The following is a 16,089-nucleotide window of genomic DNA, read 5'->3' as shown; positions in this document are numbered from 1 at the left end:
CTTGGATTCACTAATCTAGCACCTAATGCAAAGGAGTTAATGGCACTTATAACCTCTGGAACTGGATAAGTAGCTACATACCCTAAAATATTAGATTTTGTCATTGCTCCTGCAACAATCCCTGTTAAAAAACTTGGTTCAAAAATTCTTCCCCAGTAAGTGCTAACATGTTTATAAAAATGAGTTTCAGAACAATTAAAAAATTTTATAGACTTATACTTCAGTGCGGCTTTTAATGTAGCTGTGGTATGGCTTGGAGAAGTTGTTATTATTATGTCATACTTATCTTCAGCCAATTTTATTAAATAGTTATAAGCTGTATCATCTTCAGGTACATTTTCCATATAAACAGTAGAAATTGTATCTTTAAAAACTTCTTGTATATGTCTTCTACCAATTTCATGAGCATAAGTCCAATTAGAAGTATCTATAGTCTTAGTATAAACAAACACAGCTTTAAGTTTTTTATGCGGCATAATTAAATTCGTTAAAGTTGAAATTACATTACTAGAACTTGTATTTTGTGGTTTAGTTCTAACATTAGTAACTTCCCTATTAGATAAACTTTCTACTTCTAATAAAAAATTTTTCAGATTATCCTTTATGACTTTTTCGCTATTTTCATCAGGTATTCCATATAATTGTATATACTCCAGAAATGCATCCCCTGTGGTTATAGACTTAATTTCACCACCACCTAAACCATAATAAATATCACGAAAAGTATTATATACAACATTTTCAAAGTATTTATATTTATTTTCTATATTTTTATTTTCTACTTGAAAGCTTTCTATATATTTTAAAAGTTTTTGAAATCGTCCTTCTTTAGAAAACCATATAGAATTAATGCCAGTTTTTTTATTAAGATCTAGAAACTCATAATATATTCTATTAGTTAAATCATTCTCAAATTTCTCCGGCATAATTCGTATAACATTTGCCGTTATAGAGTATGCATTAAAGAATTTAAGAACACTAACCCTCTTATTTCCTTCAATTACGTAATAATAATTTAGATACTCATAAACTTTTATTGGATCTGTTATACCTTCTTTTAAATGATGATTAGCAAGATATGCCCACTTTACAGCAAACTCTGAGTCTTCTCTCATTAAAGGCATAAAGTTACTAGCAAAAGAAAGACTTCTAAGCTGAGAGTAAGTACCAACTATCTTTCTTAAAGGTATTTCTACAATACCAATATTAATCTCTCCAGCACTTTCTGAGGTTTTAAAATTACCTTCTAAGCTTGGTAAATAACCTGATTTACCATCAGCAATTCTTTTCGAATATTCCTTAGAGGCTATCTTGTGTGCAGCTATATAATAATCTAAATTAGGTTTATTCATTAATATCACCTCTATAATAAAAATATATTATTTCTATGAACCTTTTATCATAAGATTAGTTTTTGTATTTTATAGTACTTTTTCATCTTATTGTAGTATAAAGCTTGTATACTAAAAACACATTAATCATAACTTTTTGAATAATGCTAATAAAGTTAATTTTATTCAAATGTAGTTTATATATTAACACCAGAGCAGTTTTTTACGTTGGCTTGCATAACAAATGGTATATTGATTGCATTTAAGTATTAAATCATCATGTAAATATTGGCGTTATTGGATATTTTATATGATATCACATAAATAAACAAGTATAAATGCAGCCATAAAAGCACATCATATATTTTGTGTAAATCATTAATTTATGTGGAGGATACTAAAATGAATGAACAAAGTAAAGAAACATTAAAAAGTTTACAACAGGCTAAGTTAGATACAGAATTCTCAAGAGAACTAAATATCCTTAAAGATCAACAAGACGCAATGAAACACACTTTAAATGAATTAAACTCAACATTAGGTGCCTTATCTAGAAACGCTCAGTTATTTAGTTCACAGGGACAGAACCAACAGCCTCAACAGCCTCAACAGAATCAACAAGCAACTAGTCAAACACAAAAGGTTACAAGTCAACTTTCTCAACAAATGGAAAATTTTAAAAACCAAGCACAACAACAAAATCAACAATCTCAACAGCAATTACAAAATTGTATTCAACAAGCAATGTCAGCTTTACAAGAAGCAAGTATTCATATACAATCTGGTAATGCACTCAATCAAATGAATCAACTTATAAATCAAGCACAAAATCAGCTAAACCAAATGTCGCAGCAAGGTCAACAAGGTCAACAAGGTCAACAAGCACAGCAAGGTCAACAAGGTCAACAAGCACAGCAAGGTCAGCAAGGTCAGCAAGGTCAACAAGGTCAATATGGCATGAATAATGTATATCAAAGATATCAAGGTACTCATTTATCATAATATATAAATATAGTATATACTTAACGCTAACTTTTATATTATGATAAATAGTATTGAAACAATCATTCTAATGTTTTAAGCTATATAAAGATGATATTTTTACAATTTACCCCTATGATGTACATTAAGACAAAATACTGTAGATTTTACCTTATGGGGATCTTTATAATACTGTAATTTCTTGCTAGTAATAAATAGTCTAACATTGTTAAATAAAGTGAAACTTGAATCAGATGGGGTTTGTCTTATGACTCCGGGGCAGTTTCTTATAGCTGATTACCATGAGCAAACTGCCCGTTAAATGCCATTTTGGCATTTAACCCCTACCTGATTCTTAGTTGAACGAATCCAGAGACGTAGCCGCTCTTTACTCCCAGTTAACCGATTCGCACCAAATCTATGATTTGGTGCGAATCGGTTAAGCGACCATATCAAAATCTGTGATTTTGATATGGTCGCTTACTCTGTGAGTACTCCTCTGAGGAGGAGTTTCCTATAAGAAGGGAGTATTAGAGCGGGTGTAGTCATCGGATAAAATTTCTGAATAAAATAAGGTATTTTTCATTAATATGTATTATATTAGATTAATGAAAAATACCTTATTCTTTATAATATGTTCTTTAATAATACTTAGTTTGCATTATTATTTAATATCTATCCATTGAAAGAACTATAGAGATTGAAAATGTATATACTAAAAAATATATTGCATAAATCTACTATTTAGATTCAATTACATCCTTAGATTTACTATAAGTATCTGATAATTGTTCTGCTGGTGTATCATATGGTTTAGCCCAACCACGGTTAACAACAAGCTCTGTAAGAGCTGAGTGTCCTCCTATTATCTGAGTTAAACTAGATGAATATATTGCTCTTAATTCTGGAGTAGAACTTATCAAAGCAGCATTAAGATATGCATTCGCTGCACTTTTCCCAGAAGCAAGCATATTGCTAGCTATAACTTCATCCTTTATATTCACATTATTTCCTATGATATTATCTAAAAGTGATGGCATTTTATCGTACCTCCCCTATTCCTACTACTTTATTCTCATTAATAAATTGTTGTATTCCTTTTATTCTTCCTTCTGCTGCTAATACACCAGTTTCAGCTTGTCTTTTTAGTCCTTCATCAGTTATCAAGTTCTGCACAACCTTTGCAACTTTTAACCCATCATTTTCCATTTTAAGTAATTCTGTTAAAGATAAAATTTCACCTTCAGAAAGCTTTCTCATGGTATTACCTCCATTTTATAAAATTAATTTCACTTTATTGTATGTATTTTTGCCGTTAGTAAACCTGTGAATTTATCCCATTGTTAATTACTATAAGGAGTAGTTAGTACTCTATTGGTTGTTTAATTAATTTGTCTCATATAGAAGACACTTTAAGCCTACATCCTTTCGTGAAAGGATGTAGGCTTCTTCGTAATGTAATGTTAGGAGGCGAAATGTTTAATTTAAAAGTAGTATGCACAGTTATCTAATTATATATTCCTTATATATATTTGCCATGTTCTGGAACAGCAGCTTCTTTAAAATTTTGTGCCAAATAGTCTAGGTGAATTTTTAACTCGCTACCTTGTATAGGCAGTCCGTGGCTTGGAATAACTAATGAAGGCTCTAAATCAGCCAAACATTTCACAGACTCCTCAGCTTTATTCCAATCCATAGTAAAATATGCAGGTGGCCCACTAACTTCTTTATTCTTGGAAAGTACAGAAAGCATCGATTCTTGCTTTAATGTGGTAAAAGCATCTCCTGGTATAAGTACTCTATCCTTTTGCCTAAATAATGAAATATGCCCTGGCGTATGACCTGGTGTGTGTATCCATTTCCAATCACTCATACCTGGCACACTTTTATCGCTAGGTAACTTTCTTATTCTATTACCTAAATCAATACTTTCATTTGGAAATAGTGGTGATAGTTCTGAAACTATTCCTCCACCTACAGTAGTGTCTCCTTCTGGATAGTTATCTTTTCCTGTAAGATATGGTAATTCTAATTCGTGTGAATATACTAGTGTATTCCAATATTTACATAACTCAATTACTGATCCAACATGGTCAAAGTGTCCATGTGTAAGAATAATTGCCTGAGGAGGGTTATCTTCTCCAAAGTGTTCTTTAGCAACCTTAATTATATCCTCTGCTGAATTTTTCAGTCCTGTATCAACTAAAACCCATTGACCACTGTTATGATCTCCCACTATAAAAGCATTTACCAGAGTAAAATTTAAAAGTATTATATCACATGTAACTTGTCTTGATTCCATAGCAATATCAGATATCTTTTCAAGTATGTTACTTGTCATTATTACACCTCTTATTCATAAATAATTTTTAATTTAACATATATTATTTTGTCCAATTGCAAACTATTATATATTAAAATCGAATTTTTCATCTCGTTATAGCATTTTTCATTATTTACACTTTTACTATTTAAATTTAGTTAACTTATAATTTATAGAAAAATTAAAGAAATTTGAGCATTTTTGTCTATAAAAATTGATTTATTCTTTTCCTCACAACTATTTATTTTTTTAATGTTAGTGTATAATTTAATTGTTAAAAATAACTTTTTAGGGGGATTTTTGTATGAAAAGTAAAAGAACTGTATTACTTGTATTAACTGCTGCCCTTATAATATCATCTAAGCCTGTTTTTGCTAAAGAAACAAATAAAGATGTTGCTGCTAACACTCCTGCTCTTACCATCTCTTCAAAAACAGCAACTGAAGACACTATTGCTTTGTCATCTGAGAAGAGTAAAGCAAAAGTTTCACAAGAGCAAGCAAAAGAAACAGCAAAACAAATTTTGAAAGATTATTTTGAAACAACTATTGACGACACGAAGTTCCAAAACAATGTAAACTTTAATTCAAATTACTTTAATGGAACAAAAAGAAGTGTTTGGGATATACAATGGTATAATCAAGGCAATGATACACATATCAGCATCCATGTATCTGTAGATGGAACTACTGGAAAGGTACTCAATGTAGATCGACATGAATTTGACACTAAACAATCTTCACCTGCTATTGCTACAATTACTCAGGATCAAGCTAAGGATATAGGTGAAGCTTTTCTAAAAAAAATAAATCCACAAGAATTTAAAGAAACTACACCAGTTAAAAATAATGACTCTATTCCTTACTATGGCATATCTAATTATAGATTTGTGTACAATAGAACTATAAATGATATCCCATTTACAAATAACAACATAAGCGTTGGAGTAGACGGTGTAACTGGGAAAGTAACATCTTATGGCATTACTTGGGATAACACTGTAAATGCTCCTGCTGCAGATAAGGCATTAGATCAAAAACAAGCAGATGATATATTTAATAAAAATACAAAGTTAAACTTGAACTATAACTCTTATATAAACAAACCTAATATTACTCAAGAAAATAAAATAAAGTTAGTTTACTCGACTGACTCTTCTTCCCCACTTATAATAGATGCAGCAAATGGTAAAGCCTTAACTTGGAATGGACAATCCATAGAAAATGTGAAAACTAGAAACATAACAGATAAGCAAAAAGAAGATATATTTAAAAATGCCAAACCAGTACAAAGGTTTAATAATCCAATAAACAGTGAAAGAGCTGAACAGGTTTTAAAAGATAAAGTTAAAGATTTATTTGGAGATGGATATGAACTTAATTCTATAAACTATGACGAAAATGGTTATGGTTATATAGGAAAAGACTTAAAAACCTGGTCTGCTGATTTTACAAAGAAAGGATCAAATACTAACTTTGGACCACCTGAAGGTCGAATTGCTATAAATGCTTTAACAGAACAAATTGTAAGAATAGATAAATTTAACTTTGATAAGGTGCAGGATGAAAAGTTTCAACCTAAGTTAAATTGGGAACAAGCTTATGATAAAGCTATTCAGTCAATAGCTAAAAACTATCCTGAAAAAATCAAAGAAATAAATACAGAACAAAAAGATTTTAGCAATCAAAACTATATATATGCAGAGGGACCTGCTAAAAGATATATAACATTTAGTTTTGCAAGAATAGTAAATGATATACCTTTTAACAATAATTATAAAAATGAGAGTATAAATATTACTTTTGATACTAAAACAGGAGATATGAACTCATTTGCATGCCTTTGGCAAGATAAATTAGATTTACCTCCAGCTGTAAATACTATAAGTAATGATGAAGCAAAGAAGACATTCTTAGATGCTAACAAGCCAAAACTTACATACTTACTTTTTAATGATATAAATAATACAGATAAGTCTAATTCCAAAATACAACTTGTGTATTCAATTGGTCAAAACTCTCCATTGAGCAGCATCGATGCATATACAGGCAAGCTTCTAAATATTTTCGGGGAAAATATAGACAACAATATAGAAGAGTTTAAATCCAAAATTAAGGGGAGTGCTGTAGAAAAAGAAGCTTCAATACTTGCTTCCCAAGGAATTATTGATACTAAAGACTTTAAACTTGATGCCGGAATTACAAGACTTCAGCTTATTAAGATACTTGTTAACGCTAAAGGTTTTAACCCTTATTTGAAAGGCTTAAATGATCTTGGTTTTACTAGTGGTTTATCATCTAAGGATTCAACAGAGTATAAATACGTGCAGCTTGCAGTAATGTATGGAATCATCGAAGACAAAAAAGAGGATTTTAAAGCAAATGAATTAGTTACAAGAGAAGAACTTGCTAAAAGTTTAGTAAAATTATTAGGCTATGACAGAATTGCTGAAATTAAAGGGCTATTAAATCTACCATACTCCGATAGCAGTACAATAAGTACTGACAAAACTGGTTATGTTTCCTTAGCAGGTGGACTTAAACTTATTGAAACAACTAGTGACGGTAAAATTAGACCAAAAGATACTGTAACTATGTCAGAATTAATTAAAGCTGTATATGTAACACTTGGAACTTTGAAAAGGTAATCTTTTAGAAAAGCCTCACAGAACCTCTTGAGGCTTTTCTATCTTTTACTTCTTATATTACAATTTTTCTATGCGGTTAAGCTTAGAATAAACTGCATATTTTTTAATGAGTAGTGAACACTTAAAACTATTTTAGATCATTTATGCTTTAACACAAAGGAATGTTTAAAACTTTGCTTAAATTCACGTTTAATTATTAAAATTTGCTCTATATCATTTAAAAATTGAAAAAGCATTGCCCTATTCTCAAATTCTTCTCTCGTTGTTGGCAAGGACATTTTTTTAAAATCTCCTCTTAGTACATCTAAATCATCAATAAGACTCTGTGCTGTATTTTCTTCGTATATGGAATTTGCAACCTTTTCTGTAAAACTAGCCACCATAATGGTATGTTCATAAGTCATAAAGAACTTTTTAAAATGTTGCCGCATTCTCTTAATAGATTCAAGCTGGTGTAATCTCATTTCCATGTATTTCACATAGTAGCTTGCATCTAATAGGAAATAGTTATTTAAGTTATTATAGGCATGTTCTCTACCCATCTTTAGTCTTTCTTCAAATTCATTAAACATTTTTTCTTCTTTTATTGAAACAGAATTATTTCTAAGGGCATCTGCCATATAGAGTAAAATTTCTTTCATCTTTTCTTCAATGTATATCTGATCTTGTTTGATTTGTGTTTCTATGCTTGGCATGTAAAGATTTAGCAATAATGCAACCCCCACCCCTACAAGCATAAGTGATAACTCATTAACAAGCCAAAATATGTTTGTAGATTTTTCAACTAACATATGGGTTACAAGCACAGAACTTACTACTATTCCCTGTTCAAAATTGAATTTTACTGTGAGAGGAATAAATATAAATAGAAAAATACCAAAGGTTACTGCGCTATATCCTAATATTCTAAAGATAATAGTAGAAATAAATAGCGCTAAAACACACGATCCTACACGCTGAAGAGCTATTTTAAAAGATTGTTTCTTAGTGGCTTGAATACTTAAAATAGTTATAACCCCTGCAGCTGCAGCATATTGTAAACCTATGTTTTTTGCTATAATCATTGCAGCGCAAGCGCCAATTCCTGTTTTTATAGTTCTATATCCTATAAATTTCATAATCTAGCTGATCCTTTCTATATAGATAGCCATATAGATAGCCATGCCCGAAATTTAACTTATACTCCGGGATATATTACCATGCTTCGTCACGTTAAATATTTTTAATTAGTCTAAAGCTCAAATTTGAGAAAAATCTAAGAACTTTGATAAACTCGCTATGCTCAAACATATCTAAAATTCTAAGATTTTTTCTCAAATTTTCGCTAAGACTAATAAAAAATATTTAAATGTGACTTCAGCATTGGTAATATACCCCTACGCATAAGTTAAATTTAAGTTGTGGGTATCTATATTTACAATTTCCTATCAAATAATTATTATTTTTAAATGAAATTTGATTATTAGGAATGCATTATATTATTATATGATTATAATAATACTTTCTAACATTGTACTAAACTAATTTTATATTGAAAATAGGTAAAACTAAAAATATGAAAAATTGAAATGAATTTAATTTAGAGGTGATTTTATGTCTATACAAGGTTTTTATTTAACCCCTCATCCTCCTATAATAATACCTGAAATAGGAAAAGGAGAAGAATTGAAAATTATAAACACTAGTAATACACTGAATGAAATTGCTAGGGATATAGAAGAAAAAAAGCCAAATACTATAATAATCATAACCCCCCACGGTACTATGTTCCAGGATGCTATATGTTTAAGTTATGAAAATAATATTCACGGAAGCTTTAAAAGTTTTGGAGTTCCCGAAGTTAACATGAAATTAAATATTAATAAAATGTTGACAAGTAAAATATATGAACTTTCAATGGAACAAGATATCCCTGTAGTCATGGCTACAAATAGTCTCCTAAGCCAATATAATACCTCAGTTAACTTAGATCACGGATCAATGGTTCCACTTTACTTTATAAATAAGTATTATAAAAGTTATAACCTTGTTCATATTACCTACGCTCCTCTTAGTGACTTAACTCTTTATAAATTTGGAATGATTATAAGTAAAGCTGTTGAAGCATTGAATGAAAATTCTATTCTTATAGCCAGTGGAGATTTATCTCATAGACTTAAGGAAGAAGGACCTTATGACTATAGTCCGTTAGGAGAAAAGTTTGATAAGGAATTTCTTGAACTTCTGAAACAGGGTGATGCAGCAGGTATTTTTAATATGGATAGAGATACTATTTGTAGTGCTGGAGAGTGTGGAAGACGATCTGTATCTATAATGCTTGGAGCGTTAGAGGGTAAAAAATTCAAAGGAGATCTTTTAAGTTATGAAGGAACCTTCGGAGTAGGCTATGGTGTTATGAAGTTTAATGTTATTTCAAAAGATAACTCTATACTTGAAAGCCTTGAAAACATAAGAAAAACTGTTCAAAAAAAGAAGCTAAATCAAAAAGATCCTTATGTAAGGCTTGCCAGAGAAAGTCTTTCAACTTACCTAAATACAGGCAAACAACTAGAAAAATTACCTGACTATGTTATAGATGAAATGAAGAATACCAAAAGAGGTGTTTTTGTTTCCTTAAAAAAGTATGGGGAACTTAGAGGATGCATCGGAACGATATTTCCTGCAACTAGTTCTGTAGCAGAAGAAATCATAAGAAATGCTATCGAAGCCGGAATTGATGATCCTCGTTTTAGTGAAGTAGAAGAAAATGAGCTCCTTGATTTAGATTTTTCCGTAGATGTGCTTACAGAACCTGAACCTGCTACTAAGAATGAGTTAAACCCAAAAGAATATGGGGTTATTGTTACAAATGGAAAAAAAACAGGTTTGTTACTTCCAGACCTAGAAGGTGTAGATACTGTAGATGAGCAAATATCTATAGCCTTAAAGAAAGCAGGTATAAGAGCAAATGAAACTTATTCTATAGAGAAATTTAAGGTAATAAGACATATTGAAGAATAGCTGTACTTTATTTTGAGTTTGGACCTATATATGGTTCCAATCTCAAAATTCAGCATATACTAAGGAATATAATAATTATTATGATGTCATAAGCATTTTTTATATATAAAGCTCGTATTATATCCTCATATGGTATATAGTATTTATTATATGTTGACATACAAATCATAATTTTGTAGAATAATATTAATTTTCAAAAATTATATTCGGGAGGTGTACTATGACAAGTATAAATACTAAATACGGAATTATTGAAGGAATATCTCATATAGATTACTATGAAGATCACAGGGTGAAAGAATGTAAATTAAATAAGGCAAATGAACTGAAAACTCCTTATGGAATTTTAGTGCCACAATATGAAGATGCTGACGAGAGACGAAAGCACATTGTATCTGTTTCTTTTCACAACAATGATAATATAAAAAGCATTTCACTACAGCACCAAGTTGAGATTGACACACCAATAGGAACTCTGCCTGCAGAATTTGTTACATTTTATGAAAATGGAAATATAAATCGTTTATTCCCTTTAAACGGTAAGCTTACTGCTTATTGGACAGAACAGGATGAGCTTACTTTAGCAAAAGATATTGATTTTGATATACCAATAGGTAAGTTTAGTAAAAAAATTATTTCAGTACATTTTTATAAAGATAGATCTCTTAAAAGTATAACCTTGTGGCCTAAAAACACTGTTACTTTACAAACCTCTATTGGAGATGTAGTGACACGTATAGGTGTATCATTTTATCCTGATGGAAAAATTAAATCCCTTGAACCTGATGATCCTATAGCTGTGAAAACTAGTATAGGTACTATATCTGCATATAAATCTGATGCGGTAGGTATCCATGGAGATTCAAACTCTTTGAGATTTTCTGATACTGGACAAGTAGAAGCATTAATAACTTCTACTGATAGAATAGAGGTTATTGATAAAAACGGCTCTAAAAAGGTTTATAGTCCTGGATTAAAACGAAGCGTAGTTGATGATGAAACTATGGAGATAGTTCCTTTAAGTATAGAGTTCCACAATAATAAAGTTCGATTTAATAATAGTCCTGAACATGAGTATGATATTGATGAATATTTATTCAATATAAAGTCATCAGCATCGTTTAAAGCAAAATCCCTTTGTGCAGCCTGTTCCTCTTGCTTAGAATGCAGCGGCGGATGTTCTTAAATTAAATATTATAAAAACAAAAATCCACTTAAGTATTTTTATACTATAAGTGGATTTTTGTTAGTTTATAAAATAAATGCTCCAATGACTCCTGCAATTACCGTCACTGCTATTGGACCTATTTTAAATTTATTTGTAAGTACAATTGTTATAATAAATATAATACCAGCTGGTATGCTAATAAATTTTAAAGGATTATGAATCATTTTTAAACTAAAGAATCCTTCATGAAATATAGAAGTTTTAGAAAAGAATATTACTGCGGAACCTATCATTCCTACGGTAGCAGGTCTTATACCTAATAGTATTGATTGTACAATACTGCTAGTTTTGAATTTATTTATAAATGCAGAAATAATAAGTATTATAAAAAATGAAGGCAGTGATACTCCTATTGTAGCAAAAGTAGCTCCCAATATTCCTGCGCATCTAAAACCTACATAGGTAGCTGCATTTACTGCAATAGGTCCTGGAGTCATTTGTGACAAAGCTACAACATCAGAAAATTCTTTAGCAGACATTAATTCAAAGGACTGAATATCTTGGTAAATCATTGGAAGCATAACATAACCGCCTCCAAAGCTAAATAAGCCAATCTTAAAAAAAACATAAAATAGTTTTATGCATAGTAACATTATTTGCGCCTCCTTCCAAAGATGTAAATAATATATCCTGTGGCTCCTCCTAAAACAACAGCCCACACCGCACTGATGTTAAGTATTACAATAATTAAAAATGATAATACTGCAACAACGTACTGCCAGTTTGATTTTAAGGCCCCTTTTCCTAGTTTTATAGCAGACAAAAGTATTAATGCTGTTGCTGCTGCCCTTATGCCTCCAAATACCTTTTCTACATAAATATTATTCCTTATTCCTGTAAGTGCAACTAAGATAAGAATAATAGATATAAATGCAGGAAGAACAACTCCCAAGGTTGCCGCAATAGCTCCACTTACTCCTCTAACTTTATTACCCACAAAGATTGCAGAATTAATGGCAATGACTCCTGGAACAGATTGACAAATAGCAAACACATCCAGTATTTCCTCTTCTTCTATCCACTTTTGCTTATCTACAACTTCTTTTTGTATAAGTGGAAGCATTGTAAGTCCTCCCCCAAAGGTGAAGGTACCTATCTTGAAAAAAATCCAGAATATTTTTAAGAGCTTCTTTAAATCTTTCATAGTTTTTCCTTTTCCTCTAATAGTAAATTTATATATGTTATATTAAAGCATATATCTCATTGAGTCGTATAATTTGTAGAGTTACAATTATAATGTATATGTATATTCTTCTGATTGCTATTATAGCAAATAAATCTACATATGGAAAATATAAATTTAATTTATTCCACATAACATATTACTAACGGTTCAGGATAACTACTTGAAAAACTTGAAGAATGTACTTAAAATTATAAGAAGCAACAACAAAAATTGTATTGTTATATTTAGATATAATTTCAAAAAGAGTATTTGAAGTATTAAAAAACTATGAAAATTAAAGTACTATTTATATTAATAATAGAGGTGACTGTATAATGAAAATTAATAAATGTTGTGAAACCTGCGAATATAACTATAATTCTACATGTGTCAACTATGAAAACCCTTATGGCTATGGATGGATTATAGATGACTATAGTAAACTTAGGTCTTGCTGGGAATCATCATTTAATTACTCTAAAGAACTTTTAGAAAACTTACCTGAAAATGAAAAAAATATGTATTCATATTCTCATAAGTATGGAGTAAGTGATTTGGTTAAAAGATTAGAAACTGGTCACTGGTAATAAAGATCGGCTAGGTCTTTGGATAACAACTTCTAATTATATAAAGTTGTGCTGAGATCATTCAAAGTGTTGATGGATTTATTCCTTACACCTAGCGTTGGATTTTTAAAATAAATAGGAATGAATTTATTATATTAATATGATGAATTCATTCCTATTTATTTTACTATTAATTAAAGTTATATAGCTTTATAAAAATTCCTATAAACTTCTATGAACTTATATTAGAGAATACAAATTCATCTCCTAAATTGAACCCTAAATTGTTCGAAAGTTTATTGAGCTTATCTAGCACATCCTTTTTTCTATCCCCTGTTAATGGCGTAGGACAATAATCATTAATATAGATCACAGAAGATATACTGCAAGGAATAACCTTAATTCCATAGGAAACTAACTCATAATTTTTAAACATAAATTTTGATTGAAGTATATATGTATCCTTATCCCTTGGATTCATATTTCCACCAAATGCAAAGTTTCCAAGACTATATGCAATAAATTTATCCTTATACTTTTCAATTCCTTGAATTACATGAGGATGATGACCTAAAATAAGATCTGCTCCATGATCTATAGCATAATGTGCTATATGCTTTTGCACATTATTAGGATGATAAGAGTTTTCTTCTCCCCAGTGAATATTAATTACAACTACATATCCTTTACTTTTTAAATCCTCTATATCTGCTTTCATCTTTTTTAGAAAATCATTATCATCACTAAATCCCCTATATCCTAAAAACCCAATTTTATTTCCATTTACTTCTGTAATCCATTTATATCCTTCACCAAAATAATTTACTCCTTCATTCTTTAAAGCACCAATAGTATCCTTAAAGCCTTTTGTAAGATAATCATATATGTGATTATTAGATACATTTACTGCTTCTATAGATCCAAGAGTTAAACTTTTTGAATATTCTTTAGGAGCCTTAAATGTAAATTGTTTTTCTGCTTTTACAGATGCATCAGTAAAAGTTGTTTCTAAATTTGCAGTTGTAATATCATCATTTTTAAAAATATCCGCAACATTTTTAAAAAAATAAGAATAGTCATTGTTATTTTTCTTCAAAGCAGCTGGTAAACTGTTGCCATATGCAAATTTATCATCATGACCCAAAGTACAATCTCCCACACTGCTTAAAAGTATATATGTTTCAGCTTCCTCTTTTTTATTTTTATCTTGCACACTATCTTTCTCTTTTTCTGCATCTTTTTTGGCATCCTTCTTTCCTAATTGAATGTCTGCGCCAATAACTTTACGATGCATAATCTTATAAGAAGTATAGACCCCAGCTCCAAAACATAATATAACTGCCAAAATAATTGCAATTTTTCTTTTTAGTTTTGCCTTTTTTGCTACAGTTTTTTTTGCCAAAAATACACCCCCTCTTCAATCTATAGTATAGCTTCTAATTATTTTATCCGATGACTACCCGCTCTAATATTCCACTTCTACAAGCGGTGAGTTAAGTGTTGCTAAGCGCTGGATTGACCTAACTGAATTAAGCTTCACTTTATATTGTCTACTATGCTTTTTCTGTAGTTTTCAACTTCACCTGTTAACTTATAATCATTTTTTTTCAATACATTTAAGAAAGCTTTAATAGATTCTATTAATTTACTATTATTATCTGACTTTAATATATTCGTATACGCTATTTTAGCGTCAGATACCATGATTTTAGAGTCATAATGAAAAAGAGGAGTATTATTTGCTCCATATAAAAGAAATGTAACATATTTTTTATATAGTTGTTTTATATCATTAATTTTTATAGAATCATTGTAGTTATTAATAAAACTTTCTTGTTTTAATGCTCTTTTTATTACTTCATCCCATCCAATTATAAGACTAGCATCTTTTGCTGGAGTGTTATTAGATTCAATAGACATTATTTCAATATAATTTTTTATATCTGGAGTTACATAAATACTATATTTTTTATAATATTCATAATTATCCCAGATGCTATACTTCCCATAAAGGATAGTGAAAGAATTGTTTTAAATATAATAGAAAAATCCATAACTCAACTCCAATCTTTATTAATCCTTTTTCTTATCCAGAATACGTTGCAGTTCTTCAATTTCATTCTTAGTGAACTTATCATCCTTTATGAAGTTTGCAACTAATAGCTGTAAAGATCCATCATAAACCTTTTTCAGAAAGGACTTTGTCTCTACTCTCTTGCATTCTTCCTCTGATACAACAGGATAATATAGATAGTACGGAGACGCCTTTTCAATTCCTATGGCCTCTTTCTTAACTAATCTACTGATTAATGTGTGAATAGTTTTTGAATTCCATGTAGTGTCATACTTTAATTCGTCAATAATTTTGCTAGCAGTTATGGGATTATTTTTCCATATAACCTTCATTACCTGCCATTCAGCATCAGAGATTTTAGGAAACTCTTTCAAATTTAACACCTCTTCCTACAAATGTAGTATATAAACATATTACATTTGTAGTATGCATTTGTCAATATTAGTATTAACATATTTTTGGCTATAATACTATTTTTCAATCTAATGAGGCTACAAGTTACCTCACAGTTTATAGGCAAATTTGCTGTTATATATAATAAAAAAGACCATTACCCATCTTTAGATTTACCAAACACTTGATTAACCGTCATTATTTTTATTTTATTTTTTCTGCTAATTTATAGAAAATAATGTAATTGACAAATTATAAATAAACATTATATTATTAAAGAATAGTTAAATAAGTTATCATATAATTAAAGTATTTTTTACTTTAATTATATGATCTTCATAAAAAGTGTCTTAAAAATATAATAAAAAAATATAATTTACC

15 protein-coding genes are annotated in these 16,089 nt (G+C 29.8%); 5 read left to right on the top strand and 10 right to left on the bottom strand.

What is annotated here, in order from left to right:
- Nucleotides 1-1,352 (bottom strand): BMP family ABC transporter substrate-binding protein (locus HGI79_RS14490; protein WP_185651411.1); only part of this gene is annotated, 1,352 nt, incomplete at its 3' end.
- A 381-nt stretch (nt 1,353-1,733) separates the two neighbouring features.
- On the opposite strand from HGI79_RS14490, the gene HGI79_RS14485 reads away from it, so the two are divergent.
- The gene (locus HGI79_RS14485) at nt 1,734-2,333 is read left to right on the top strand and encodes a hypothetical protein (protein ID WP_185651410.1); all 600 of its coding nucleotides are present in this window, start codon (nt 1,734-1,736) and stop codon (nt 2,331-2,333) included.
- 719 nt (nt 2,334-3,052) lie between these two features.
- Here the strand turns inward: HGI79_RS14485 and HGI79_RS14480 are convergent.
- The 3 genes from HGI79_RS14480 to HGI79_RS14470 all read right to left on the bottom strand — a co-directional run bounded on the left by HGI79_RS14480 (nt 3,053) and on the right by HGI79_RS14470 (nt 4,653).
- A complete protein-coding gene (locus HGI79_RS14480) occupies nt 3,053-3,352 on the bottom strand; it encodes a spore coat protein (RefSeq protein ID WP_185651409.1) in 300 nt (99 codons plus the stop codon).
- Between the two features lies 1 nt (nt 3,353).
- Nucleotides 3,354-3,572: a hypothetical protein gene (locus HGI79_RS14475; RefSeq protein ID WP_185651408.1), complete on the bottom strand. Its 219-nt coding sequence runs from the start codon at nt 3,570-3,572 to the stop codon at nt 3,354-3,356.
- A gap of 262 nt (nt 3,573-3,834) precedes the next feature.
- Nucleotides 3,835-4,653: an MBL fold metallo-hydrolase gene (locus HGI79_RS14470; protein WP_185651407.1), complete on the bottom strand. Its 819-nt coding sequence runs from the start codon at nt 4,651-4,653 to the stop codon at nt 3,835-3,837.
- A gap of 286 nt (nt 4,654-4,939) precedes the next feature.
- Here HGI79_RS14470 and HGI79_RS14465 point away from each other — a divergent pair, with 286 nt between their 5' ends.
- Complete coding sequence (locus tag HGI79_RS14465; protein ID WP_185651406.1) at nt 4,940-7,282, top strand: YcdB/YcdC domain-containing protein; 2,343 nt, start codon at nt 4,940-4,942, stop codon at nt 7,280-7,282.
- 137 nt (nt 7,283-7,419) lie between these two features.
- Here HGI79_RS14465 and HGI79_RS14460 read toward each other — a convergent pair whose 3' ends face one another.
- Nucleotides 7,420-8,400, bottom strand: a complete 981-nt coding sequence (locus tag HGI79_RS14460; RefSeq protein WP_185651405.1) for an aromatic acid exporter family protein — start codon at nt 8,398-8,400, stop codon at nt 7,420-7,422.
- 475 nt (nt 8,401-8,875) lie between these two features.
- Between HGI79_RS14460 and amrA the strand changes: the two genes are divergently transcribed.
- Nucleotides 8,876-10,282 carry an AmmeMemoRadiSam system protein A gene (gene amrA / locus HGI79_RS14455; RefSeq protein WP_185651404.1) on the top strand — a complete coding sequence of 469 codons (1,407 nt, stop codon included), beginning with the start codon at nt 8,876-8,878 and terminating at the stop codon, nt 10,280-10,282.
- Nucleotides 10,283-10,502: 220 nt separating this feature from the next.
- A complete protein-coding gene (locus HGI79_RS14450; protein ID WP_185651403.1) occupies nt 10,503-11,468 on the top strand; it encodes a hypothetical protein in 966 nt (321 codons plus the stop codon).
- A 65-nt stretch (nt 11,469-11,533) separates the two neighbouring features.
- Here HGI79_RS14450 and HGI79_RS14445 read toward each other — a convergent pair whose 3' ends face one another.
- Together HGI79_RS14445 and HGI79_RS14440 are read right to left on the bottom strand one after the other, a co-directional pair.
- Complete coding sequence (locus HGI79_RS14445) at nt 11,534-12,103, bottom strand: chromate transporter (RefSeq protein ID WP_185651402.1); 570 nt, start codon at nt 12,101-12,103, stop codon at nt 11,534-11,536.
- Nucleotides 12,103-12,654, bottom strand: a complete 552-nt coding sequence (locus HGI79_RS14440; RefSeq protein ID WP_185651401.1) for a chromate transporter — start codon at nt 12,652-12,654, stop codon at nt 12,103-12,105. The genes HGI79_RS14445 and HGI79_RS14440 overlap by 1 nt, the downstream gene beginning before the upstream one ends.
- A 356-nt stretch (nt 12,655-13,010) precedes the next feature.
- Between HGI79_RS14440 and HGI79_RS14435 the strand changes: the two genes are divergently transcribed.
- A complete protein-coding gene (locus tag HGI79_RS14435) occupies nt 13,011-13,262 on the top strand; it encodes a hypothetical protein (protein WP_185651400.1) in 252 nt (83 codons plus the stop codon).
- Nucleotides 13,263-13,473: 211 nt separating this feature from the next.
- On the opposite strand, the gene HGI79_RS14430 is transcribed toward HGI79_RS14435, so the two are convergent.
- The 3 genes from HGI79_RS14430 to HGI79_RS14420 all read right to left on the bottom strand — a co-directional run bounded on the left by HGI79_RS14430 (nt 13,474) and on the right by HGI79_RS14420 (nt 15,689).
- Nucleotides 13,474-14,643, bottom strand: a complete 1,170-nt coding sequence (locus HGI79_RS14430) for a CapA family protein (RefSeq protein WP_241428223.1) — start codon at nt 14,641-14,643, stop codon at nt 13,474-13,476.
- Between the two features lie 134 nt (nt 14,644-14,777).
- Nucleotides 14,778-15,161 carry a hypothetical protein gene (locus HGI79_RS14425; protein ID WP_185651399.1) on the bottom strand — a complete coding sequence of 128 codons (384 nt, stop codon included), beginning with the start codon at nt 15,159-15,161 and terminating at the stop codon, nt 14,778-14,780.
- Nucleotides 15,162-15,314: 153 nt separating this feature from the next.
- Nucleotides 15,315-15,689 carry a BlaI/MecI/CopY family transcriptional regulator gene (locus tag HGI79_RS14420; protein ID WP_185651398.1) on the bottom strand — a complete coding sequence of 125 codons (375 nt, stop codon included), beginning with the start codon at nt 15,687-15,689 and terminating at the stop codon, nt 15,315-15,317.
- Nucleotides 15,690-16,089 lie beyond the last annotated feature (400 nt).

Source organism: Clostridium sp. DJ247 (assembly GCF_014231265.1).
The sequence above is the reverse complement of the archived record's forward strand: the minus strand, read 5'-3'. Positions and strand labels throughout refer to the sequence as shown.

Excerpts from the sequence above, each read along its gene's own strand:
- amrA (WP_185651404.1), top strand. The coding sequence starts at position 8,876 with ATGTCTATACAAGGTTTTTATTTAACCCCTCATCCTCCTATAATAATA.
- HGI79_RS14470 (WP_185651407.1), bottom strand. The coding sequence starts at position 4,653 with ATGACAAGTAACATACTTGAAAAGATATCTGATATTGCTATGGAATCA.
- HGI79_RS14465 (WP_185651406.1), top strand. The coding sequence starts at position 4,940 with ATGAAAAGTAAAAGAACTGTATTACTTGTATTAACTGCTGCCCTTATA.
- HGI79_RS14480 (WP_185651409.1), bottom strand. The coding sequence starts at position 3,352 with ATGCCATCACTTTTAGATAATATCATAGGAAATAATGTGAATATAAAG.
- HGI79_RS14435 (WP_185651400.1), top strand. The coding sequence starts at position 13,011 with ATGAAAATTAATAAATGTTGTGAAACCTGCGAATATAACTATAATTCT.
- HGI79_RS14475 (WP_185651408.1), bottom strand. The coding sequence starts at position 3,572 with ATGAGAAAGCTTTCTGAAGGTGAAATTTTATCTTTAACAGAATTACTT.
- HGI79_RS14450 (WP_185651403.1), top strand. The coding sequence starts at position 10,503 with ATGACAAGTATAAATACTAAATACGGAATTATTGAAGGAATATCTCAT.
- HGI79_RS14445 (WP_185651402.1), bottom strand. The coding sequence starts at position 12,103 with ATGTTACTATGCATAAAACTATTTTATGTTTTTTTTAAGATTGGCTTA.
- HGI79_RS14440 (WP_185651401.1), bottom strand. The coding sequence starts at position 12,654 with ATGAAAGATTTAAAGAAGCTCTTAAAAATATTCTGGATTTTTTTCAAG.
- HGI79_RS14460 (WP_185651405.1), bottom strand. The coding sequence starts at position 8,400 with ATGAAATTTATAGGATATAGAACTATAAAAACAGGAATTGGCGCTTGC.
- HGI79_RS14485 (WP_185651410.1), top strand. The coding sequence starts at position 1,734 with ATGAATGAACAAAGTAAAGAAACATTAAAAAGTTTACAACAGGCTAAG.
- HGI79_RS14425 (WP_185651399.1), bottom strand. The coding sequence starts at position 15,161 with ATGTCTATTGAATCTAATAACACTCCAGCAAAAGATGCTAGTCTTATA.